This is a genomic window from Noviherbaspirillum sp. ST9 (genome assembly GCF_048799745.1).
Lineage (GTDB): Bacteria > Pseudomonadota > Gammaproteobacteria > Burkholderiales > Burkholderiaceae_D > Noviherbaspirillum.
Genome location: NZ_JBLWFR010000005.1, coordinates 463,658 through 486,633 on the forward strand (window position 1 = coordinate 463,658; position 22,976 = coordinate 486,633).

Genomic DNA, 22,976 nt, shown 5'->3' on the forward strand with positions numbered 1-22,976 from the left:
ATACACAAATGAAAAAAGGCCGGCATCGCTGCCGGCCTTCCCATGTGCATGAAGCGCTGGGTTCACGCCACATGCATTACTTGAACTTCCATGCACGCACGTAATTGACTTCGTACGAGTTCTGCTTGCCCTGCGGCGTCGAATCGTCCGGCGTGCCCGAGGCGCTGCCGTACCACAGGTCCAGCATCAGGTACATCGGGTCCGACATCGTCACGTTCAGTACCAGCACTTCCTTGCCGTCGAAGTAGTACGTCTGCTTGTTCGGTTCCCACTTCACTGCGTACTTGTGGAAGCCTTCCGACAAATCCACGCCGGTGTCGTACTGGCGCGAGCCCACCAGCTGGCCTTCGCGGTCGCCCTTCCAGACCGTCGGTGCATAAGCGGTCGGATGTGCGACGCCATTCTTGATCACGCCCCACGGTGCCGCACCGCCTGCGTACGCTTCCATCACGTCCATTTCCGGACGGCGCTCGTTGATGTGGTTGAACAGCCAGAACGCGGGCCAGGTGCCCTTGCCCACCGGCAGCTTGGCTTCGATCTCGAAGTAGCCGTAGGTCTGGTAGTACTTGCCATCGGTATCGAGCGTGCGGTTGAAGAAATTACCCGAGGCATCGCGCTGCGGCCAGATCTTCAGCTTGCCGTCTTCCACGGCGTAGTTCTTGGTCGGGTTGGACGTCTCGTACCACATGGCGTCATTCCAGAGGCTGCTGTTGAGGCTGTTGAACTCGTCGGAGAAGGTCAACGCATACTGGCTGGCGTCCTGGCCGAACGGCGTCTTGCTTTCTGCCGCCGGAGCCGGTGCTTGAACAGCCTCGGGAATGGTGGTTGCGGGTGTCGTGCCGGTGCTGGTCTGTGCGCTGTCGGCAGTGTTGCCCGCAGCTGTAGTCGTGGTGGCTGCAGTCGTCTGCGCCGCGGCTGTGGTGTCGGTACCGCCACCCCCACCGCCACAAGCGATAAGAACCGTGGCGGAGGCGCAACACAACGTGGAAATAGCGAGTCGGTGGAAAGCGATGTTAGACAAAATAGTTTCTCCTTGTTCGTATTGATGGTAGCCAATCATTCTTCATGGCAAGCGCTCTTAGGAGCTTGCCCCTCGGAAAATGGTTCCGGAAATCACCGAAATTCAGGAGAGTTTTTTCGTTTTGTGGTGCAAGGAATAACGATTCCGTTGGCGTTCCTGCAAAAAACGCCCTTCACTTTTCTTTATGGCATTGGAGAAGCGTCGATCGACGCCCGTGAGGAATGTACCGGGCGCGTGTCAAACATCGCGGGAAAACGAGGCAATTCAAACAAGGAAGCGAACGCGTCGCCGTGACACCCATCCAGGACATCCTTCATCGCATCCAATGGGATGAAGAATTTGGCAAGGGCAGCTTCATGATCGGTTATTACGATCGCGTGGCCCGGATGATCCTGCGCGTGCCATTTCGCAAAGTACATCTCGCGCGCGGAGACCACTTTTCATTTGATGTCGAAACGGAAGACGGCACGATACATATGGTGCCCTTCCATCGCGTGCGCGAAGTGTGGCGCAATGGGATGCTCATCTGGCAAAGGCAGGTGGACAAGGATGCACAGCCACCAAAAAAAAACGGAGTGGACTGAACGTCCACTCCGTCCCCACCCACCAAGGACTGCTGCTTACATTGGATACATGCGGATCCAGGCGCTGCCGACGATGCCGCCGCCCGTTACCACCGGCTGCGTGTTAACAGTAACAGGCTGGCCGATCAGTTCCTTCAGCGGCACGGCAGGGAATCCAGGCGATTCCACGGCCGCGGGACGCACGATCTTCTCCACCGTTGACAAGGTCACATTCATGTTGAAGTGGCCAGCAATACTCTGCAGCGCGGCCAGCCTGTCGCCTGCACGGGAGAAGCCTGTCTCGAGATCCATGAACAGGAACACGCTTGAGGTGTCGCCGTAGTGGTCCGGTGCCTCGGTCAGCGGCATCAGGCGCACCGTGTTTGCGGGAGCGGCAAAGCTCTCGCGGACTTCCGTACCGGCTGCGTTGCGTCCATAGACATGAATCTGGGCGCCATCACGCAGGCGTGCGGACGTGAGCTTGCCCGTCTGGTCCGTCACCATCTCCACGTTGTCGATCACGAAACGCATGATCTCCGCAGACTGGCCGGTACTGATACCTGCCGTGCCTGGACGTTCGGTCAGGTCGAAGGCAATGCGCCCGACAACCGTCTGCGCCCCCACTAGCTGTCCTGCCGAATCCGGAATGACGTGGGTACCGATACGGATACCGAAGTTGGCGATCGGCGCTCCGGGCGCGACTGCCGGCGGCTGGATGGCGCACGTGCCGTCGACCGCGACCGTGCAACCCGACGCGGCGGCCTCGGCTGCCAGGTTCGGATAGTTGGCGACGGGGCTTCCCGAAGCAATGTCGACGATACCGGTGGCGCCTTCAAATGTGCTCAGTGTGACGGGCAGGTAAAGGATGCGGTTGGTGCGCAGATAGAGGATCTGGTTGGAGACCATTTCCAGGTGACCGGCGAAACGCTGGTCCACCGAGGGCGCGGTCACCGGCGGCGTGGTGCCTGGTGTCGTAGCCGGCGGCGTGGTGACCGGTGGTGTCGTCCCTGGCGTGGTCGTGCCTGGCGTGGTCGTGCCTGGCGTGGTCGTGCCTGGCGTGGTCGTGCTGGTGTCCGTGCCGGCGGGAGGCGTGGTCGTCTGCCCCGGCGTGGACGGTGTCGATGTGGCAGGCGGCGTGGTTGCCGGTGTTGTACCGGAATCCGTGGTCGTCGTGCCCGACGCGGTGGTCGTGCCGTCGCCGCCGCCACCGCACGCGGCGACAAGTGCGGACGCCGCAAGAAGCGAGATGAGTCTCTTTGTCTGGAACATGGGGTTCATCCTCTGGGAGGTCTCGTGTTGAAAAGCAAAAGCCCGTTTGCGCAAACCTGCTTCGATCAGGCTTGACCCAGATGCTGCCCGTTCAATCCCCCCTCTGTTTTGTGCGCTGTCAAATGCTTCCCGGCGACATGACGAAAGACCGACCTGCATCAAGTTTCATGCGCACTGCGTCACATCCCTCTGATCATTTCGGACGCGGCCGGCGCAAGTCGCGGTCCGGAACGGAGAGCCGGTTTGCACGCAGCTCGTCGACGGCGCGCTTGACGGCGCGTGCGACATTGCGCACTTCCTCCTGCACCGCGACGTCGCGGTCGAGCGTTTCGTGGCTCCGCGCGTAGGACTCGTAGTAGCCGATGTAGCGATCCAGCCTCGCCTGCGTCCCGGCGTCGATCAGTCCCATCCAATCGAGCCAGTCGGACAGCGCCCTCCTCGCTCCTTCGATGCCTGCAACGTCGCCATGGACGACGAGGCCATACGTGCGGCCGGCCAGATGCTTGGGGTACGACCAGCCTGCCTCCTCGAGCGCCTTCGCCTTTTCGGGATCCTTGCCGCCGGTCGTGGTCGGATCGGGATTGCCGCCGTCGGCGCAAACGAGGCGGTCGATCATGAGCTTCAACGCACTGGGCGACTGGTACCAGTACACGGGCGAGACAATGATGACGCCATGCGCGGCGACCCACTTTTCGTAGATCTCGTTCATCCAGTCGTTGGTCTGGCGCAGCGCATGGTTGGGATAGCAGCTGCACGGCCAGTGGCACAAGGGCATGGCGGTCGAGACGCATCCCTTGCAGGGGTGAATGTGCCGATCGTAGTCCGACACCAGCATGCTCAGGTCGAGCACATCGACCTCGATCGCAGCAGCCTCGAGTACTTCGCGTGCAATCTGCGTCAGTCGAAAACTCTTCGACATCTCGCCGGGACACGTGCCGTCATTGCGGTCGGCGCCGCAGACAAGGAGCACGCGCGACGGCGTCGCCGGATCTTTCTGCCTGGCCTCCGCGGCGATCAAGCGGTCGCGCGCTTGCTTCCAGTCGAGCGACAAGTCGTAGTCCGGGTCGGCAAATTCAGTGCCCGCCTTGATCGTGTGCGCCGTCTTTTTTGTGTTGGTGTAAATGTCCCATGCGACCGACTCCACCTGTGCAACGGCATCGTCAATCGCCTTGAAGTCGGGATGCGCGAACGATCCGTAAAAACGGAGACGGAATTCATCGCGGGACAACATCCCGCCGTACTGGCCCTTGCGTGGTTTGGTCATGTCATTCGCCCTCAATCAATGCGGCGCCTGCCGCTGTACGGTGTCACTTCGCTCGACGCATTCCCGATCCGGCACGGGTCATCAAAGAACCTCGTTCAAGAGATAGCAGGCATGATCGAGCAGCTTGTGCCGCGGGCTTCGCCTGCCCCATTGCTCGAGCCTGATTTCCCTGCAGCGCTTGGCATACCTTTCGAAAATGGCGTCCAGCTGCTGCGCAATGGCTTCATCCTTGATCCCCAGCGTGATCTCATCGTTCGTCTCGAACGACCGGTCGTCGAAGTTGCTGGAGCCGATGGCGCTCCATATGCCATCGATCGTCATCACCTTCTGATGCAGCAAGGTGTCGGGAAATTCGAACAGGCGCACGCCGTTCTTCAGCAGCTTTTCGAAATTGCGGTGGCTGGCGTGCTGCACCAGCGGATTATCCGATGCGTGCGTTGCCGGCAGGATGACGCGGACGTCGACGCCACGCTGTACCGCTTTGCCGAAGGCGTCGATCGTCTCCGGCTCGGGAATGAAGTACGGGTTCTGGATCCAGATGCGCTTGCGGGCAAGGCAGATCGCGGCATGGTGCAGGATCTTGACCGCCGGCGGCGATCCCTCGGGCTTGACGAAGGCGGCATGGATGAGCGCGTCGCCTGCCGGTTCGAGTGGAGGAAACACCTCATCGCCGAGGAACAGCAATCCGGTTTCGGCAATCCAGTTTTCGGCAAAGGCCGACTGGATGCTGCGCACGATGGGCCCGCGCAGCCGCACGCTCAGGTCGCCGTAGTGCTCGCCGTCTTCCGGGCTCCCAAGCCACTCATCCTTGACGCAGTGGCCGCCCACGATGGCGACACAGCCATCCATGATGGCAAGCTTGCGATGGTCGCGGTCATTCAGCACGCCGATGTTATGGAATCCCTTGCGATGAAAGAACGCGACATGGCAGCCTGCCTCGTCCATGCACTTCCGCACGGCCTTTCCGATTTTCCTGGCGCCGATGGCATCGAGCATCACGCGCACCTTCCTCCCCGAGCGTGCTGCGTCACACAGCGCATCCGCGACGCGCTTGCCGGCGACGCCCTCCTGCCAGAGGAAGGTTTCGAAGTGGACGGAATGCTTCGCCGCGCGTATCTCCTCCACCAGCGCATCGAAGAAGTCGGCGTTCTCGAGGATCTCAACCGCGTTGCCTTCCAGCGCCGTGCCATGCGTCAGCCCCGCCAGGGACAGCATCATCTGATCGATCGGCGTATCGCAGTCGATATTCAGCTTGGGATTGCGATGGCGCCGGATGGACCAGATGCTGAGCGCCAGCAGGACCGCGATGGCAAGCAGCGGCAGCCAGAGCGCAGAGGCCAGCATGTCCCAGAACGATGAATGCACAGCGCCACCTCGTCAGCATTGGCGAAATGACAAAAGTATAGGCATCGTGCAACAAAATGCCCTGTCGAAAAGCAAACGTCCGCGCCATCATGCAAGCCGCCTGAATTATCCACAGTCAAGATCCTGCAACACTGGGCGGAACAATTCTTGACGGATCTTGCTCCGCGCTGATACCTTTCTTCAAAGCAATAAAAAACACGTTCGTTCGTTTTTACCCACCCGGAGACAACCATGACAACTTTGATCAAAGCAGCAGTGACAGCAGCACTCGCGATTGCCTTCGGCAGCGCCGCCGCCGCGGACAACAAGCAGGAATGCGTAAGCATGGTGAAGAAGGCAGGCGATTTCCTCGCCGCCAACGGCAAGGATAAAACCCTCGCCGAAATCAACAATCCCAAAGGCCTGTTCTCCCACGGCGAGATCTACCTCTTCGCCAGCGACCACGTTCCCAACTGGGACTCCAGCAAGGACCGCACCATCACCCTCGCCCACGGCGCCAACCCCAAGCTGGTCGGCAAGGACATGACCGACCTGAAGGATGCGGACGGTTTCGCCTTTGTGAAGCGCATGGCGGAGATCGCATCGAGCAAGTCGGGCGAAGGCTGGACCGATTACAAGTGGCCCAACCCGGTGACAAAGGCGATCGAGCCGAAGACCACGTTCACCAAGCGGATCGAACCGCTGGTGATCAGCTGCGGCGTGTACAAGTAGTCGGGTCGATGTCGCCGCGCGGCGCAAGCAGCGCGACGCCAGGAGCAAAGCCACGGTGACGTGGCTTTGTTTTTTTGGGAGGCCGGTCCATGCCTGTTCAAGCAGCCGGTGCGGACTATACTCAGAAGAACTGCGCGCCTGCTTGGAGGACGTGATGTTCCTGGATATCGATGGCAACAAGGTATTCGCACTTAGCCTCGGTGCGGGGCCGAGAACCATTCTTGCCCACAGCGGGTGGATCGGGAATTTCGAAGACTGGATCGCCACCCTTGCAGTATTGAGCGGCAGCTGGCGCACCATCGTCTACGATCACCGCGGAGCAGGTGAAACGCGGGTGCCCCTGGACAGGATCACGCCGGAGGCACTGGTGGAAGATGTCTTCCGCGTGATGGATGCCCTGGATGTTGAACGGTGCGTCCTGGCGGGATTTTCCCGTGGAACGGTGACGGTGATGCGCGCCGCACTGCAGCAGCCGTCCCGCTTCGACGGACTGATCCTGATGAATGGCTACGGTGAGGTAACGCTGCCCGGCGTCGTGCCACCGCAGCGCATTCCCCCCTCCCGATGGCCAGGCGAGACGTACCATGACCGGCTGGCATGGTTTGCCGAACGCTGCACCCCGGAGCCGGACTCGGACCATATACGCCGCTGGGGCGTCGATATGCTCTCGAGGGCGACGCCGGAGGCCGCGGAGAAGCTGTTCATGATGCAGGCGGAAGAGCAGATCGACTGGCCGGCGCGTCTTGCCGAACTCAGGCTTCCTACCCTGCTGATCCACGGCGAAAACGATCCGTTCTATCGCACCGAGGTCATGGAGTACACGCAATCGTTGATTCCGGACAGCAAGCTGGTCATCATGCCCGGCGTCGGTCACTTGCCCGCAATGACTCGTCCCGTGGATGTGGCAAAAGAAATCAACGCGTTCTTTTTCGGCCGGGTGCAGCGTCATTGAACGATGCCAGCCGAGCGTCGTCGCTTGTTCAAATGCCATGGAAGGGTGAATATGAGTGCTTATGCCATTTTCGATATCAGCGTGACCGATCCGGATCGCTATGAAGAATACAAACGCCTTGCTCCCCCTGCGATTGCGGCATATGGGGGCAAATACCTGACACGTGGCGGAACACCAGAAGTACTTGAAGGAAGTTGGTCACCGAGCCGTGTCGTCGTACTTGAATTCCCCACGGTGGAAATGGCCAGGGAGTGGCTTGCGTCACCGGAATACCGAGAGGCGCGCGCACTGCGCCACGCAACAGCAACGACAAATGCGGTCATTGTTCCCGGTGTCTAGACAAAGCGTGAGCGGAGCAGACACCTTACGCCGAGGCAGGCCAAACACTGACATGCAACCACATAAAAAAGCGACCTCCTGGTCGCTTTTTCTTTCGAGAACACCCACTTGGCGGATAATACCGGCTACATCATTTCAAGCACCATTTCTGGACATCTCCCATGGAAATCAAGGTCAATTTTCTCGATAAGCTTCGTCTGGAAGCCAAGTTCGATGACTTCACAGTCGTGGCCGACCAGCCTATCCGCTACAAGGGCGACGGCTCGGCGCCCGGTCCCTTCGATTACTTTCTGGCCTCATCGGCCTTGTGCGCGGCTTACTTTGTCAAACTGTATTGCGTAACCCGCAACATTCCGACCGAGAATATCCGTCTGTCGCAGAACAATATTGTCGATCCGGAAAACCGATACAAGCAGATCTTCAAGATCCAGGTGGAGCTGCCGTCGGATATCTCCGCCCATGACCGCCAGGGCATCCTGCGCTCCATCGACCGTTGCACGGTAAAAAAAGTCGTGCAAACCGGACCCGAGTTCGTGATTGAAGAGGTCGAGAACCTGGACGCGGATGCACAGTCCTTGCTCACGCTGAAGCCCGCTCCCGATGCCAGCACCTATATCCTCGGCAAGGACCTGCCGCTGGAGCAGACCATTGCCAACATGTCGGGCTTGCTGGCGAACATGGGCATGAAGATTGAAATCGCTTCGTGGCGCAATATCGTTCCCAATGTGTGGTCGCTGCATATCCGTGATGCGCACTCGCCGATGTGTTTCACCAATGGCAAGGGCGCGACCAAGGAAAGCGCGCTGGCGTCGGCCCTCGGTGAATTTATCGAGCGCCTGAACTGTAACCATTTCTACAGTGCGTCGTTCTGGGGCGAAGAGATCGCCAAGGCGGCATTTGTGCATTACCCGAACGAGCGCTGGTTCAAGCCTGGCCGCAAGGATGCACTGCCGGCCGGAATCCTCGATGAATACTCTCGGCCGATTTACGATCCCGACGGCGAGTTGCGTGGCTCGCACCTCATCGACACCAATTCGGGCAATGCCGAGCGTGGTATCTGTTCGCTGCCGTTCGTACGGCAGTCCGACGGTGAAGTGGTGTATTTCCCGGTCAACCTGGTCGACAACCTCTACGGCAGCAATGGCATGAGTGCCGGCAATACCTTGGCCGAAGCACAGGTGCAATGCCTGTCCGAGATTTTCGAACGCGCGGTCAAGCGCGAAATCATCGAAGGCGAAATGGCGCTGCCTGATGTGCCGCAGGAGGTGCTGGCGAAATATCCGCGCATCCTCGCCGGTATCAAAGGCCTGGAAGAGCAAGGCTTTCCGGTGCTGGTGAAGGATGCGTCGCTGGGCGGCATCTATCCGGTGATGTGCGTGACGTTGATGAACCCGCGGACTGGCGGTGTGTTTGCGTCCTTCGGGGCGCATCCGAGCTTCGAGGTGGCGCTGGAGCGGAGCCTGACGGAATTGCTGCAGGGGCGCAGTTTCGAAGGACTCAACGATCTCCCGCAGCCCACCTTTTCCAGTCACGCGGTGACGGAGCCGAACAATTTCGTTGAACACTTCATCGATTCCAGCGGCGTGGTGTCGTGGCGCTTTTTCAGCGCCAGGGCGAGTGTCGATTTTGTCGAATGGGACTTTTCCGGCCAGGGCGAGAACTCCAATGCCGAGGAAGCCGCTACCTTATTCGGCATTCTTGAAGACATGGGCAAGGAGGTCTACATGGCGGTGTATGACCAGCTGGGTGCGACCGCTTGCCGGATCCTGGTGCCCGGCTATTCGGAAATTTTCCCGGTCGAGGATCTCGTCTGGGACAACACCAACAAGGCGCTCTTGTTCCGCGAAGACATCCTGAACCTGCATCGCCTGGACGACGCCAGCCTGGAGGCGCTGCTCGAGCGACTGGACAACAATGAGCTCGATGAATACTCCGACATCGCGACGCTGATCGGCATCGAATTCGACGAGAATACGGAGTGGGGACAGCTCACGGTTCTCGAGTTGAAGCTGCTCATTCATCTCGCCTTGCAGCAGTTCGAGGAGGCGCACGAGCTGGTGGGCGCCTTCTTGCAGTACAACGACAACACGGTCGAGCGCGGACTGTTTTATCAAGCCTTGAACGTGGTGCTGGAGGTCCTGCTCGATGACGAGCTTGAACTGGACGACTACGTGGTCAATTTCCGCCGGATGTTTGGCGATGCCCGTATGGACGCTGTACTGGGCTCGGTAGATGGCAGCGTGCGCTTCTTTGGCTTGACGCCGACCAGCATGAAACTGGAGGGGCTCGACCGGCACCGCCGCCTGATCGACAGCTACGAAAAAGTGCACAAGGCACGGGCCATTGCTGCGGCTGCAGTCCTTGAAAAGGTTTGACATGACAATCACCGGCGGCCTTGCCGGTGCTTACCTTCGCAGTCAGGCACACACCATGAAGCCATCCGAACCTCAGCCCGACCGCACGCCGTCCATGCTGTGGCTTTGGGGCTTTTGGATCTACATCGCCGCTGCGTTGGCATTCTTCGTCCTCTCCAGGTACTTCCCAACGCCGGCAGACCGCGTGCTGCGCGTCATCACGGGCGTGCTCATTTTCCTCGCAGGTCCCCACCAGTTACGTGTGGGGAAGTACAAACGATCCACCAGGGGGCCTTACACCATTTGGGGCTTTGACTCGTACCTCGCGGACCGGCAGACGGGGTGGAGCGCGATGGTCGTCGGGGTTGTATTCATCGCGGGCGCGATCGTCGGCCTTTGAGCCGCCCGGCGCGCCACCGGCCTTTCTGTCAGATGCTAAGCTGAACTCCACACCCCGACCAGCGAACCATCTGCGGCGGCGACCTATGTCATCCGTTGTTGCGTCCGCCCAAATCGGTTCATTTCGGGTGCGCCACGCCGTGAGTGGAAGGAGAACGGAATGAAATACCTTGCAATGGTGGTCTGGGCGTCAATACTGGCCGCCTGTTCCAGCCTGGGAATCGAGGATCCCGGGCCGGAGATCCGGGCCGCGCGCAACCTGTGCGAGGTCATGCGGAGCTTCAGGCCGTATGATCCCAACGAATGCGGCGAACAGTCCGGAGGCGTGCCGCCGGGTTACAGGGCCTACCGACAATGATTCGAAGTGCGTTCAATACCAGTTTCGATCCGGCTGGGGACGCAATCGACGCGCCGCTTCAATCACATCCTGCAGCTCGACAGGATCACTGTAGGGGTCCGCATCGACGCTGCGCACGCGGTTCAGCTCCTTCTGCCACCGCCGCAGCTCTTCCACATACGGTTGATGCGCGATGCGCGCCAGCCGGCCATTGCATTCGACGAGATCGCAGATGCCGTTGTGCAGCCACTCGCCCGTATGCCAGTCCGGCATGTCGACGGCAGGAAAGAGGCAGACGCCATGCAGGTCCATGCCCATGTTGACCGCGGCCAGTGATTCATCCATCACGTCCCGCAGCCAGTCCGGGCGTCCCTTGCCCATGCCGCTGGTCTCCCCGATCACCATGGGCCGGCGATACCTGTCCCAGATGCGATGCAGCAACGTGCAAAGCGGTTCAACGCCGGGACTCCCCGGCTCAAGTGCCTTGTGCGGGCCGTGCTCGCGGTATTCCATTTGACCGAAGGAATAGTTGTTGGCGCCGACGATATCCAGGATCTCCGGTGCGCCACCGAACTCTGGATGCTCCTTCCCAAAGAGGATGTCCCAGGCAAGATAGGTATCGACGAAGGTTTCATGCTCGGCTTCGTCTTTCAGGTCCGGGCGGTCGGGAGGAGCGACGACCTGGACCAGGGGATCGACATGGATCATGCGCGCGTCCGGCAAGACTTCCCGGATCGCCTTCACGCCGGCGATCGATGCCTTGCAAAGCGCGAGGCGGAAAGCTTCCCGCGATTGACGGTCCGTCTTGTACGGCGCAACCCATCCCCATTCACCGCCGCAGAAGGAGAAGAACGTGATTTCGTTGATCGGCGTAAAGAAGTACGGGCCGGGCAGCTGAGCCGATACATGTTCGGCGGCCGCGCGGCAGTAGCGCGAAAAACGTTCGGTGAATGCATCGGTGAACGGATCGAGATCGTCGGGATAGCCGTAATGGCACAAGTCCCAGATCGGTGTGATCTTCGTCTCCCGCAATGCGCCGATGATCGGGTCGATGAGGGAGAACGTGTACCGGCCGCCTTGATCCGCCATGGGCCAGGGGATGCCTTCGCGCGACACGGCGATGCCGAGTTCCTTGAGGATGTGATAGTCCTCCAATGCGCATTCGCGATGCCGGGTTTCCTCGACAAGATCCCGCCGCACTCCCCCCTTCCACAGGAAGGTGGAACATTCGAAACCGGACAGAAAGAAGGTCGGGAAGATGCCGGGACGGGTTGCCATGGCGTTAAGACTGCGGAACGAAACACCGGTTCCGAAGGTGCTGGCGTTGCATAATGTCGGTCGAAAAGGAAAACCACGTTGATGTCCGACACCCTTCAGCTCGCTGCGCCTGCCAAGGCAGAAAATCCGCTCACCCTGGTCTACCGCGATCCATGGCTGCTGGTCGTGCACAAGCCGGCCGGCTTGCTGGTGCACCGCAGCCCGATCGACCCGCACGAAACCGAGTTCGCGCTCCAGTATGCCCGGGCGCTGAATGTCGGAGAGCACGTCTATGCGGTGCACAGGCTGGACCGGCCTACCTCGGGCCTGCTGGTCTTTGCGCGCGATCCAGTCACCGCGAGCACCTTGGGCAAGGCAATGATGTCTGGCGAGGTCAGCAAGACTTACCTGGCAATGGTGCGAGGCTGGACGCCGGAACACGGCGTGATCGACCATCCGTTGAAGGACGAGCCGGAAGACAAGCGGCGCAAGGGTGAGCCGCAGGCGGTGCGAGATGCGCGCACGCGCTTTCGCCGGCTGGCGACAACGGAAATCCCGGTGGAAATCGAAGGACATCCGACCAGCCGCTACAGCCTGGTCGAGCTGATTCCCGAGACAGGACGGAAGCACCAGCTTCGGCGGCACATGAAGCACATTCACCATCCGATCATCGGCGACGCCAACCACGGGCGGGGGCGCCACAATCGCTATTTCGCGGAACGGTTTGGACAGGGGCGTCTGATGCTCGCGGCCGTCGGGATCGCGTTCCCGCATCCGGCAACCGGTGAACGATTGCAACTGAATGCGGAGCCGGAAGCGAGTTTCATGCAGGTGCTCTCTGTATTCGAGGACGCTGGTTTTCCTCCGTCGCCATCCGTAGCTTCGACGTCGTAATACGTTCGATCGGCGGTGACGCCATGTGGCACATCTGTGCCCGCATCTTTGCAACGTGCGTTAGTGGGCGGGTAAGTGCGTTCGGTCTATCGCCTAAAGCAGCCCGTCATTCCCTAGTTCATGGAGCCCTCCAGAATCCGTGCCTCCTGCATCACCGCGAGCGGCGGCAAGCTCATGTACCACTTTCTTGCCGCAGCGCCATGCAACGGAAATCTCAAGGGAGTGCTCCACGGTGCGGACAGGATGCGCGTGACTTCATCGTTCGGGATGAAACGGGTGGGAAAATTTACCGGATGCGGGTAGTACGAAAAAATCAGCAGCTTGTTGTCGGGTGTGACCGCACTGGTGAGAAGCCGCCATTGGTCGGCATCCAACTCCAGTCCGGCTTCTTCGAACACTTCCCGGTTGACCGCCGCGCTGGCGTCTTCCAGTTCGTCGACATACCCGCCAGGCAGCGCGAGACCGCCGTCGCTGCGCTCCACGAGGAGAATATGCCCTGGTGTGCAGGTTGGAATGATTCCGACCGAGACCGGCCTCGGATTCTTGTGCATGATGGGAGGAATGGCATCAGTTGATCGATGGGACGTCATGATGCAATTTCGATGCCAGTCCCTTCACCGGCGATCGCTACTTCTTCCCGCCCTGCCCTTTCCGATGCTGCTTTGGCTTGGCAGCGGCAAAGCCGGAGTCGCCCTTGAACGGCTTCCTGTCCGCACCTTGCTTCTCGGCCACTCGCCTGTCCCCACCTTTCTTCGGTGCTGCAAAGGCGGCGCCATCTCCCGCGACGCTGATGCGCAGTGCCTGTCCCGCGACCACCGTGGATTTCAATTGTTCAAACACATCGCGCGGCATGCCGTCCGGCAGGTCCACCGTACTGTAGTCGTCGTGAATCTCGATGCGCCCGATGTACTTGGCATCAAGCGCCGCTTCATTGGCAATCGCACCGACGATATTGGCCGGCTTCACGCCGTGCACGCGTCCGACTTCGATGCGGTACACCTTCATGCCCAGATCGGGCTTGTGCTGGCCCTTGTCCTTCCTGGCGGCAATGGGGCGCTCATTCGACGTGGCAGGCTGGCCATGCGCGTCATCACCGTCTCGTCGAATGCGCAGCTGCTGTCCCGCGACCCATACCTTCTTGAGATGCGACAGGATGTCGTCCGGCATGGTGTCGGGAAGGTCGATCGTGCTGTAGTCGTCGTAGATCTCGATCCGGCCGATGTGCTTTGCCTCCATCCCCGCCTCGTTGGCAATCGCGCCGACAATATTGCCCGGTTTGACGCCATGGGCATGTCCCACCTCGATCCGGAACGTCTGCATGCCGGCCTCCGGTGCGCGGTCGATACGCTCCTTGCGTTCGTGGCGTTCAAACCGTTCCTGCGGCTCAAACGTACGGTTGCTGCGCTCAGGACGAACCGGCCGGGCATCGTGGCGAATTTCTTCCACCGGTTCCCTGTGCTTCTTCTCCAGCAGCAGCGGCACGTCGCCGCGCGCCAGTTTCGCCAGCGCGGCAGCAATTTCGATTGCGGGGATGTTCTTCTCGCGCTCGTAGTCTTCGATCAGGGATTGGAAGGTTTCCAGGCCACCCGCTGCCAGCGTGTCGGTGATCTGGTCCTTGAACCTGGCGATGCGCACATCGTTGACCTCCTGGATGCTGGGCAGGGTCAGCGGCGATACCGGCTGGCGCGTGGCGCGCTCGATGGTCTTGAGGAGGTTCCTTTCGCGCGGCGTGATGAACAGGATCGCTTCGCCGCTGCGTCCTGCCCGCCCGGTCCGGCCAATGCGGTGCGTGTAGCTCTCCGGGTCATAGGGCACGTCGTAGTTGATCACGTGGCTGATGCGCTCCACGTCGAGGCCGCGCGCGGCGACGTCGGTTGCGACCAGAATGTCGATCTTGCCGTCCTTGAGCATCTGGACCGTGCGCTCGCGCTGCTGCTGCGCCATGTCGCCGTTGATCGCCGCGGCCGAGAATCCGCGCGCTTCCAGCTTGCCGGCCAGTTCTTCGGTGCCGAGCTTGGTGCGCGTGAAAATGATCATGCCGTCAAAGGGTTCGGCTTCGAGGATGCGCGTGAGGGCATCGAGCTTGTGCATGCCGCTGACGAGCCAGTAGCGCTGGCGGATGTTCTCCGCCGTGCCGGTCTTCGCTGCGATGGTGACCTCGGCAGGATCGCGCAGGTAGGTCTGGGCGATGCGACGGATGACCGAAGGCATGGTGGCGGAGAACAATGCGGTCTGCCGTTCTTCCGGCGTCTTCTGCAGGATGGCCTCGACGTCGTCGATGAAGCCCATGCGCAGCATTTCGTCCGCTTCATCCAGCACCAGCGACTTGAGTTCGGACAGGTCAAGCGAACCCTTTTCCAGATGGTCGATCACGCGGCCCGGCGTGCCCACCACGACATGTACGCCGCGACGCAGGGCGCTCAACTGAGGACCGTAGCTCTGCCCGCCATAGATCGGCAGCACGTGGAATCCGGGGATATGCGTGGCGTAGCGCTGGAAGGCTTCGGCGACCTGGATCGCCAGCTCGCGTGTCGGCGCCAGTACCAGCGCCTGCGGCGCACCGGGCCGAATCTCGATTCCCGCCAGGATGGGCAGCGCGAAGGCGGCCGTCTTGCCTGTTCCCGTTTGCGCCTGCCCCAGCACGTCCCGCCCCTGGAGCAGGAGCGGAATTGTTGCCGCCTGGATGGGTGACGGCGCCTCGTAACCGAGCTCCGTCAGGACGCGCAGCAAAGGCGCACTCAGCTTCAGGTCGGAAAACAAGGGAAAGGAAGTGTCGGCCATGGTGTTTCTCACTGTGGGTGCTGCAATCGGCGTGCGGCAGCATTGAGGATGCCTTCTTTGCAACGTTACACCAGTCGGCGTGACGCTGCCAGCGCATTGGAATATTGGATATGTCCCCTCGGGACGGAGCGGGCGAAGCATACAGGCATATTGCGAAAGAGAATGGAAAATTATCGAAATGCCATGTCATTCTCTTGATGAAAGCGAAATTCACCCCGCCCACGCGTTACACTTTGCACTTATTCCAAGCTTTGACCTCCTCATGACGTTTTCCTCACTCGGTCTGGCCGAGCCCCTGTTGCAGGCGCTGGGCGAACTCGACTACAAGACCCCCACCCCTGTCCAGGCGCAGGCGATTCCCGCCATCCTTGGCGGGCGGGACCTGATGGCGGCGGCGCAGACCGGCACCGGCAAGACCGCCGGCTTCGCGCTTCCCCTGCTGCAACGCCTCGCGATGGAAGGCACGCGGGCCGCAAGCAATGCCGTGCGCGCCGTCATTCTCGTTCCCACGCGCGAACTCGCCGTGCAGGTGCATGAAAGCATCACTGCCTATGGCCGCCACCTTCCATTGAGGACCTACGCGGTCTACGGCGGCGTCAGCATCAATCCGCAGATGATGAAGCTGCGCAAGGGTCTCGACATCCTCGTCGCCACGCCGGGCCGCCTGCTGGACCTGCACAGCAAGAACGCGGTGAAGTTCGCCCAGCTTCAAGCGCTCGTGCTGGACGAAGCCGACCGCATGCTCGACCTCGGGTTCTCGCGTGAAATCGACGCGCTGCTCGCCCTGTTTCCCAAGCGCCGGCAGACGCTGCTCTTCTCTGCGACCTTCTCCGACCCGATCCGCACGCTTGCAGCCAGTCTGCTTGCCAATCCCTTGAGCATCGACGCCAGCCCGCGCAACACGACTGCAGCCAACATCAAGCAATGGCTGGTTCCCGTCGACAAGAAGCGCAAGACCGACCTGTTCGTCCATCTGCTCAAGAAGCATGGCTGGCGGCAGGTACTGGTGTTCGTCAAGACCCGCAACGGCGTGGATCAACTGGTCGACACCTTGACGGCAAAGGGCTATCAGGCCGACTCCATCCACGGCGACAAGCCGCAACCGGCTCGCCTGCGTGCGCTCGACCGCTTCAAGGCGGGCGAAGCGGATATTCTGGTCGCCACCGATGTGGCGGCACGCGGCCTCGACATCGACGACCTTCCGCATGTCGTCAACTTCGACCTGCCGATCGTCGCGGAGGACTATATCCACCGCACGGGACGCACCGGGCGCGCGGGCGCCACAGGTGAAGCGGTGTCACTGGTGTGCGCCGACGAGGTGCAACTGCTGTCGGCCATTGAAGGATTGCTGAAGAAGACATTGTCCCGCGAGGAAGAACCCGGCTTCGAGCCCGAGCATCGGGTGCCGATGACCGACGCGCGCGGCCAGGTGTTGAAGAAACCCAAGAAACCGAAGAAATCGAAGCTGGCAAAGGCCGCAGGCGCGGCATGACGCGCGTCCCCGTCATTCCCGCGCACGAGGTCGAGTTGACGGCGATCCGCGCCCAGGGCGCGGGCGGGCAGAATGTCAACAAGGTGTCGAGCGCGGTTCACCTGCGCTTCGATATCCGTGCCTCATCATTGCCGGAACAGATCAAGGAACGACTGCTCGCCATGAGCGACCAGCGCATCACGCAGGACGGCGTCGTCGTCATCAAGGTGCAGACGCACCGCAGCCAGGAAAAGAACAAGGAAGAAGCCATGCAGCGGCTGCAGGACATGGTCGCAAGCGTGTCAATCCTGCCTCGTACGCGCCACGCCACCAGGCCGACGCGCAGTTCCCAGCGCAAACGTCTCGACAAGAAAAGCATGCGGGGACAGATCAAGGCCCTGCGAGGGAAAGTCCCCGAGTAACCATACTGCAGGCGGCACCATGCGTGCGGAAACGATCGCCCCCCCTCGGCCGAAGACGGGCAACTGGAACATAAATGCAACGGCGCGTTTGATCCCCCACAAACCTTGGTGCGCCAGGCATGTTCTTCCTTGTGCCATTCAGATAATGAAAGCGACGCTGCTGCACGGCAGTGTCTCATTTCAAGGAGTCTGGATCATGATACACAGGGCAACAAAACGAATAGCTGCGATTGCCGTGCTTTCCGCATGCGCAGCCTCTGCGATCGCGCATCCCCCTGGCCGGTTCACGGGCGGCGGTTTCCTGGACTGCACTTATGGCGGTAGCACCTTCAAAGTGACGTTCGGGTATACCTTGCATTGCAAGACAGATGGGACAGCGGCGCCTCCCGAGCCAAACAACCTGCAAATCAATTTTTCACATGGAGACCATTTCCACCTGACTGACCTGAATGCCGCCTTGTGCTCGCCGCCACCGACCACGACGCCGACGGCCAGCATCAGCAGCATCACGGGTAGCGGCACCGGGCTCTTCAATGCCCAGCCGGCGACCGTGGATTTCACCATCACGGACGTTGCGGAGCCTGGACGTCCCGATCCTGTCAGCCTGACCATTGCTTCGGGCGGATCAACGATCATCTCCTGCTCCGGTACGCTGGGTGGTGGTAACAACCAGGCGCACAACGCGACTGGCAGCAAGCAATAAGCACGACGGGCGCACAGGTAATGTCCACCTGCCGCCCGTTTACTTCGATTGACGTACCGCTTCCGCTGACACTCTCCACACATTGTTACCGACATCGTCCGCCACCAGTAACGCGCCGTCCTTGCCTGCCGCGACACCGACTGGCCTGCCATAGGCCTCGCCTCGATCACTGAGAAAACCAGTCAGGAAATCCTTCGGCAGGCCGCTCGGCTTGCCCTCGGAAAATGGCACGAAGACGACCTTGTAGCCGCTATGCGGTTTGCGGTTCCAGGACCCGTGCATTCCTATGAAAGCACCAGCAGCATATTCCGCGGGGAACTGCTTGCCGCGATAAAAAACGAGGCCGAGCGGAGCCGTGTGGGAGCCGAGCGCATAGTCCGGTACGATCGCCTTCGCGACCAGGTCCGGCCGCTTGTCTTTCACGCGCTCGTCGACATGCTGGCCGTAATAGCTGTATGGCCAGCCGTAGAATCCACCGTCCTTCACCGTCGTCATGTAGTCCGGCACGAGGTCGTTGCCGAGTTCATCGCGTTCATTCACCACGGTCCAGAGCCGGCCGCCCTGCTGCTGCCAGTCCATGCCGTTGGGATTACGCAATCCCGAGGCGTAGACGCGCGACGTGCCGGTGGCAAGATCCACCTGCAGGATGCTGGCACGGTTCTCTTCGTTTTCCATCCCGTTTTCGGCGATATTGCTGTTTGATCCCACCGTGGCATACAGGAACTTGCCGTCCGGGCTGGCAATGATGTTCTTGGTCCAATGATGGTTGATCGCGCCGGCAGGCAGATCCGCGACCTTGACGCCGGCTTCACGGATTTCGGTCTGTCCCTCCTTGTAGGAGAAGCGCAGGATGGCATCGGTATTGGCGACGTAGAAGTCCTTGCCAACCAGGGCCATGCCGAACGGGGAATTCAGGTTTTCCAAGAACACCGTTTTCTTCGCCGCCGACCCGTCGGCATTCACACCGCGCAAGAGCGTGATGCGATTGGCGCTCGGCCGCGTGCCGGACCCGGCCTTCTTCATGACTTCCTTCATGACGAAGCCCTTGACGCCTTTCTTGTCCTCAGGCTTGGGCGGCGCATCCGTTTCCGCAACCAGCACATCGCCGTTCGGCAGCACATACAGCCACCGCGGATGATCCAGGTCAGTGGCGTAGGCGGAGACGGTGAATCCTTGTGGCGCATGCGGTTTCACCCCGGACGGCCAGCCCCTGGCGGGTGCAATGTTAACCGTTGGAACAAGGCTCTTTTCAGGGGCGGGAAGCCGGGGGTGCGATCCCATGCCGGCTTCCACCGGCAGCGGGGAAGATTCGAGCAGGCTGCAGCCTGCGAACATCCCCACCAGGAAGACGGCGCTTATCCGAGAACAACGCATGTCGTTGACTCCTCTTGTTTTTCTATTCATGCACTCACCTGTAGAGTCCTTGCACGACCGGGAATTCCGCGACGCGCTCCGATGTAGCCGCTTTTCCGTTGCGCGTTTGCCTCACTCCGGCGATACCACCATCACACCTCTTGCGCCGCATCAGAGCCGGCGCAGCTTGACCGTCCCGTGTCCCGATTCATCTTGCAATGACAGATCACCGCAATAGACTGACAAAACGACTCTGTCCTTAACTGTAAATCCATCGGACGGGTCGACTTCTTGTCTCCCGTCCTCCCCGTTTGTTCCGGCCCTGGCCGACCTTCCGTCCTGAGTGCATCCCCCGACTCCTGTTTCTGAAGCCTTGGTTATCCCGGTAATTCCCTTGGAGACAATGATGAAGAAGATTTCTGTACTGGCATTGGCCGCATCGATGGCCGCATGTGGTGGTAGTGGTGTCGACGGTGGAATGTTTGCAGGCGGCACGGGAGGCTCCTCGGTCCTGCTGCAAACCACCGATACCGGCGGCACAATCCCCGGCGCATCCGGGGCAACGCCTGCCACCCCGGCTACTCCGGCCATGCCGGGGTCTCCGGGATCAGGGGCAACGCCAGCCACGCCCGCCACGCCGGCGACTCCCGCGGCCGGCGCTCCGGGAGCCACACCGCCGGCGGTCGTCACACCGGCACCCGGTGCGATCACGCCTGCAACGCAATCCGCAGCCGCCTTCCTCGCCGCCGCCTATCAGGATGGACTCGCCGAGATCCGCCTCGCTGAACTTGCACAAACGCGCGCCGAGAGTTCGGGCGTCAAGGAGTACGCAAGTGCAATGATCGAGCAGCACACGATCGTCAATGGCCAGATCCTGCAGTTGGCGCAGCAAAAGAGCGTGACGTTGCCGACGGATGTGACGGCGGAACAGGCCGCAGAGGTGACAAGGCTGTCCGCCCTCTCGGGCCTGCAGTTCGACCGTGATTACATGTGGCAAAACGTAATTACGCATCGCACCGACTTGGCCGAGGCGATGCGCCAGGCCCGCAGCAGCGACGATCTCAATGCCCGCTATTTCGCCGCGATCGCTGCACCGCTCCTCAAGACACACCTGGCGTTCGGAGAGGACCTCCTGCAACGCCTCGACCCTGCGGCATTCGTTGCCTTCACGTACCAGGCCAGCCTGGCTGAAGTCGAATGGGCTGAAGTGGCGCTGGACCGCGCTACCGATGAGGATGTCCGGCGCTTCGCCCAGAGCATGATCGACGAACATACCGCCGCCAACGCCCGTATCACCGAGTTCAGCGCGGACAAGGCGTTGCCGTTGCCCGCCGAAATCAATCCCGAGCAACAAGTGATCGCAGAGGACCTGGCCCGGTTCACGGGCGCGGACTTCGACCGCGCTTACATGGACGTCAATGTCGTCGCCCACGCGAAAGCGGCACGCGCCGCGCGCACGCAAATGTCAGGTGACGGCCTTGACGTCGACGTCCGCGGACTGGCGCGCTCCCTGGGACCGGATCTTGCGGGGCATCTGCTCAGGGCATCCGAGCTGGCAAGGAACATTACGCCAAGCTTCCTTTACAGTGCGGCGCAGTCCAACCTGGCCGAGATCCGCCTCGGCTATCTCGGCGCCCTCCGTTCGACGGACGTCGGGATCAGCGGATTCGGCCAGCGCATGGCAAACGATCACACCCCGGTGCAAGTGCAGATCGAGCAACTGGCGCAAAGCCTGAACGTGGTCCTGCCCATCGAACTGTCGCCGGAACAGCAACTCGCGTACAGCGCCCTGGTGACCGCTCAGGGCCAGGCATTCGATGCCGGCTTTGCCGCTTACAACGAGCGTCTGCATGACGAAGCGATCGAGCGCTATACGGAGGAGACGCTCCGTCCGACCAATGCGCAGACGCAAGCGTTCGCCCAATCGCAGCTACCCGTACTGACGGCGCATCGTGCCGACGTCCGGACGCTGTTGAGTGGGCTCGGCGGCCAGGTGCAGACCGTGCTGCAGCAGATACAAGCCTTGCGTGACGTCCTGTAGCGAGGTGAGGTTGCTGCAGGCTACTCCGGCAGCGGCAAGCGGTGGTCGAGCGCGATGCGTTCGGCCACCAGCTGCTGCAGCTTCCACAAGTAGCGGTCGTGGATTCCGTGCTCTTCGAGTTTTTGCACGGTATTGAACAGATACTCGGCGCCGGATCCCCAATGGCCGCACGCCTTTGAAAGGACGCCGGCGACTTCCTCGGGAGAGAGGCGGCCGACGTAGGCCCGCGACGCGCGGTTCATCACGAATGCGACGGCCCGGCGCTGCACGCCCTCGCTCACGACCGTGATCCAGCGGGCAGACGTGTTCTGCGGCTTGATCGTGATTTCGCGGCGGCAGAGCTTGTGCAACTGCTCGCGCAGCGTGGCGCCGGGCAAACGGTACAGCATGCCCTTGCACTGCCCTCCCCGGTCGAGCGACATCATCAGGCCCGGGCAATCCTCGGTGGCGCGATAGCGCCGGATACGAAAACAGAACGAACGATGCCATCCGGGTGCGGTGCCTGCGCGTTCCTCGGTGTGTTCGCATTCCGGCTTCCATATCAAGGAGCCGAACGCGAACAGCCACGCGTCTTCGCCTTCTGGATGGGCGTCGAGAAGCGCGTCGACCATCTTGTCGTAATCGTCGTCCGTCAGGTAGGAGACGCCCGGTATCGGCCCTGGATCCTCGACAGTGCGGTGCACCAGTGCGACCATCTCAGGCGTGAGTGACATGCGCCGGGGCGATGTCTGTACGTCGCTCGTCATCACGCGTGTCAGGCGAGCGCCTCTTTCGCCGCTTCCTCGGGCGTCAAGCCCTCATAGAACATGTCGGTGAACCACTCGACATTTTCCTCGATATGCTCCTGCGCCTGTGCGCGTGTCGCGCCGCCTGCGACCAGGAACCCTTCCACTTCGGTGCACCACTGGATGAGTGCTTCGGTTTCCGGATCCAGTTCTTCCTTCTTTGCCATGGCATATCCCTCTCAGCATGCGTGAAAGGTCATCATAAATCAGTTTCTCCGTCCGCCCCGATCCTTTCCTGATTTCCCGCGACGGAAAAAAAGCCGGCATCGCTGCCGAGCCGGTTGGCTAACGTGTTGAGAAACGACCCGCTACCCCTCATGAAGTCCCGGTGCAAAGGCGTCTGCACCGGGACACCCTAGATGAAAAATCTTATCCAGCCTCTTTTTCCCTTTAGCCAACTTTCGGAATCACTTCTGCGTCGACGTCGTCCTAGTCATGTCGGGGACTTGCATTACACTCGGTTGACTCCTATCGGCCATTTCCCGACGGTCACTTCTCCCTTATGTTTGGTATTGCTTCGCTCGCTTCCCCATGCCAGCATTCTCCGTGACGCCTTTCACAGTTAATTAAACCTGTGTAAATGAACAGTGGTCGGCCTACAAGCATGTGGGATAAGGCTTTTGGCCGATTCAGTAAACGGCTTTATCAATCAATGTTCCGGTTTATCAGTCAGACCGTGACGTATAAATCTAGTT

Annotated in this window: 22 protein-coding genes; 12 read left to right on the plus strand and 10 right to left on the minus strand. The window is 60.8% G+C overall.

The features are described from left to right. Positions 1 to 76: 76 nt before the first annotated feature. On the minus strand, positions 77 to 1,021 hold the full coding sequence (locus ACNOHI_RS14140; protein ID WP_420475307.1) for a glycoside hydrolase family 16 protein: 945 nt from the start codon (positions 1,019 to 1,021) through the stop codon (positions 77 to 79). 221 nt (positions 1,022 to 1,242) lie between these two features. Between ACNOHI_RS14140 and ACNOHI_RS14145 the strand changes: the two genes are divergently transcribed. After that, positions 1,243 to 1,605: a DUF504 domain-containing protein gene (locus ACNOHI_RS14145; RefSeq protein ID WP_420475308.1), complete on the plus strand. Its 363-nt coding sequence runs from the start codon at positions 1,243 to 1,245 to the stop codon at positions 1,603 to 1,605. Between the two features lie 36 nt (positions 1,606 to 1,641). Here the strand turns inward: ACNOHI_RS14145 and ACNOHI_RS14150 are convergent, their stop codons facing one another. The 3 genes from ACNOHI_RS14150 to ACNOHI_RS14160 form a co-directional block, all read right to left on the minus strand. Then, complete coding sequence (locus ACNOHI_RS14150; RefSeq protein WP_420475309.1) at positions 1,642 to 2,853, minus strand: hypothetical protein; 1,212 nt, start codon at positions 2,851 to 2,853, stop codon at positions 1,642 to 1,644. 193 nt (positions 2,854 to 3,046) lie between these two features. Further along, on the minus strand, positions 3,047 to 4,117 hold the full coding sequence (locus ACNOHI_RS14155) for a flavodoxin family protein (protein WP_420475310.1): 1,071 nt from the start codon (positions 4,115 to 4,117) through the stop codon (positions 3,047 to 3,049). A gap of 81 nt (positions 4,118 to 4,198) precedes the next feature. Beyond that, positions 4,199 to 5,482 carry a phospholipase D-like domain-containing protein gene (locus tag ACNOHI_RS14160; protein WP_420475311.1) on the minus strand — a complete coding sequence of 428 codons (1,284 nt, stop codon included), beginning with the start codon at positions 5,480 to 5,482 and terminating at the stop codon, positions 4,199 to 4,201. Positions 5,483 to 5,713: 231 nt separating this feature from the next. On the opposite strand from ACNOHI_RS14160, the gene ACNOHI_RS14165 reads away from it, so the two are divergent. The 6 genes from ACNOHI_RS14165 (at position 5,714) to ACNOHI_RS14190 (ending at position 10,595) form a co-directional block, all read left to right on the plus strand. Continuing rightward, a complete protein-coding gene (locus ACNOHI_RS14165) occupies positions 5,714 to 6,193 on the plus strand; it encodes a cache domain-containing protein (protein WP_420475312.1) in 480 nt (159 codons plus the stop codon). A 154-nt stretch (positions 6,194 to 6,347) separates the two neighbouring features. Beyond that, positions 6,348 to 7,145 (plus strand): alpha/beta fold hydrolase, encoded by a 798-nt coding sequence (locus ACNOHI_RS14170; protein WP_420475313.1) that lies wholly within the window; start codon positions 6,348 to 6,350, stop codon positions 7,143 to 7,145. A gap of 51 nt (positions 7,146 to 7,196) precedes the next feature. Further along, positions 7,197 to 7,484 (plus strand): DUF1330 domain-containing protein, encoded by a 288-nt coding sequence (locus ACNOHI_RS14175; protein WP_420475314.1) that lies wholly within the window; start codon positions 7,197 to 7,199, stop codon positions 7,482 to 7,484. 161 nt (positions 7,485 to 7,645) lie between these two features. Continuing rightward, positions 7,646 to 9,859 carry an OsmC domain/YcaO domain-containing protein gene (locus ACNOHI_RS14180; protein ID WP_420475315.1) on the plus strand — a complete coding sequence of 738 codons (2,214 nt, stop codon included), beginning with the start codon at positions 7,646 to 7,648 and terminating at the stop codon, positions 9,857 to 9,859. A 1-nt stretch (position 9,860) separates the two neighbouring features. Beyond that, positions 9,861 to 10,238: a hypothetical protein gene (locus tag ACNOHI_RS14185; protein ID WP_420475316.1), complete on the plus strand. Its 378-nt coding sequence runs from the start codon at positions 9,861 to 9,863 to the stop codon at positions 10,236 to 10,238. Positions 10,239 to 10,397: 159 nt separating this feature from the next. Continuing rightward, complete coding sequence (locus ACNOHI_RS14190; protein ID WP_420475317.1) at positions 10,398 to 10,595, plus strand: hypothetical protein; 198 nt, start codon at positions 10,398 to 10,400, stop codon at positions 10,593 to 10,595. Positions 10,596 to 10,607: 12 nt separating this feature from the next. Here the strand turns inward: ACNOHI_RS14190 and ACNOHI_RS14195 are convergent, their stop codons facing one another. Next, positions 10,608 to 11,852, minus strand: coding sequence for a b-glycosidase (locus tag ACNOHI_RS14195; protein WP_420475318.1), 1,245 nt, complete (start codon positions 11,850 to 11,852; stop codon positions 10,608 to 10,610). Positions 11,853 to 11,933: 81 nt separating this feature from the next. On the opposite strand from ACNOHI_RS14195, the gene ACNOHI_RS14200 reads away from it, so the two are divergent. Continuing rightward, complete coding sequence (locus ACNOHI_RS14200) at positions 11,934 to 12,725, plus strand: pseudouridine synthase (protein WP_420475319.1); 792 nt, start codon at positions 11,934 to 11,936, stop codon at positions 12,723 to 12,725. Positions 12,726 to 12,838: 113 nt separating this feature from the next. On the opposite strand, the gene ACNOHI_RS14205 is transcribed toward ACNOHI_RS14200, so the two are convergent. Beyond that, positions 12,839 to 13,315, minus strand: a complete 477-nt coding sequence (locus ACNOHI_RS14205) for an NUDIX domain-containing protein (protein WP_420475320.1) — start codon at positions 13,313 to 13,315, stop codon at positions 12,839 to 12,841. 37 nt (positions 13,316 to 13,352) lie between these two features. Continuing rightward, positions 13,353 to 15,506 carry a DEAD/DEAH box helicase gene (locus ACNOHI_RS14210; protein ID WP_420475321.1) on the minus strand — a complete coding sequence of 718 codons (2,154 nt, stop codon included), beginning with the start codon at positions 15,504 to 15,506 and terminating at the stop codon, positions 13,353 to 13,355. Between the two features lie 262 nt (positions 15,507 to 15,768). Between ACNOHI_RS14210 and ACNOHI_RS14215 the strand changes: the two genes are divergently transcribed. From ACNOHI_RS14215 to ACNOHI_RS14225, 3 genes are all read left to right on the plus strand, one after another. After that, on the plus strand, positions 15,769 to 16,998 hold the full coding sequence (locus tag ACNOHI_RS14215) for a DEAD/DEAH box helicase (protein WP_420475322.1): 1,230 nt from the start codon (positions 15,769 to 15,771) through the stop codon (positions 16,996 to 16,998). Further along, a complete protein-coding gene (arfB, locus tag ACNOHI_RS14220) occupies positions 16,995 to 17,399 on the plus strand; it encodes an alternative ribosome rescue aminoacyl-tRNA hydrolase ArfB (protein ID WP_420475323.1) in 405 nt (134 codons plus the stop codon). The genes ACNOHI_RS14215 and arfB overlap by 4 nt, the downstream gene beginning before the upstream one ends. A 352-nt stretch (positions 17,400 to 17,751) precedes the next feature. After that, positions 17,752 to 18,102 (plus strand): hypothetical protein, encoded by a 351-nt coding sequence (locus ACNOHI_RS14225; RefSeq protein WP_420475324.1) that lies wholly within the window; start codon positions 17,752 to 17,754, stop codon positions 18,100 to 18,102. A gap of 39 nt (positions 18,103 to 18,141) precedes the next feature. Here the strand turns inward: ACNOHI_RS14225 and ACNOHI_RS14230 are convergent, their stop codons facing one another. After that, positions 18,142 to 19,476 (minus strand): PQQ-dependent sugar dehydrogenase, encoded by a 1,335-nt coding sequence (locus ACNOHI_RS14230; protein WP_420475325.1) that lies wholly within the window; start codon positions 19,474 to 19,476, stop codon positions 18,142 to 18,144. Between the two features lie 385 nt (positions 19,477 to 19,861). Between ACNOHI_RS14230 and ACNOHI_RS14235 the strand changes: the two genes are divergently transcribed. Then, positions 19,862 to 21,496, plus strand: coding sequence for a DUF4142 domain-containing protein (locus ACNOHI_RS14235; RefSeq protein ID WP_420475326.1), 1,635 nt, complete (start codon positions 19,862 to 19,864; stop codon positions 21,494 to 21,496). A gap of 20 nt (positions 21,497 to 21,516) precedes the next feature. Here the strand turns inward: ACNOHI_RS14235 and ACNOHI_RS14240 are convergent, their stop codons facing one another. Beyond that, positions 21,517 to 22,242, minus strand: coding sequence for a gamma-glutamylcyclotransferase (locus ACNOHI_RS14240; RefSeq protein ID WP_420475327.1), 726 nt, complete (start codon positions 22,240 to 22,242; stop codon positions 21,517 to 21,519). 8 nt (positions 22,243 to 22,250) lie between these two features. Then, positions 22,251 to 22,448, minus strand: coding sequence for a hypothetical protein (locus tag ACNOHI_RS14245; RefSeq protein WP_420475328.1), 198 nt, complete (start codon positions 22,446 to 22,448; stop codon positions 22,251 to 22,253). Positions 22,449 to 22,976: the final 528 nt, after the last annotated feature.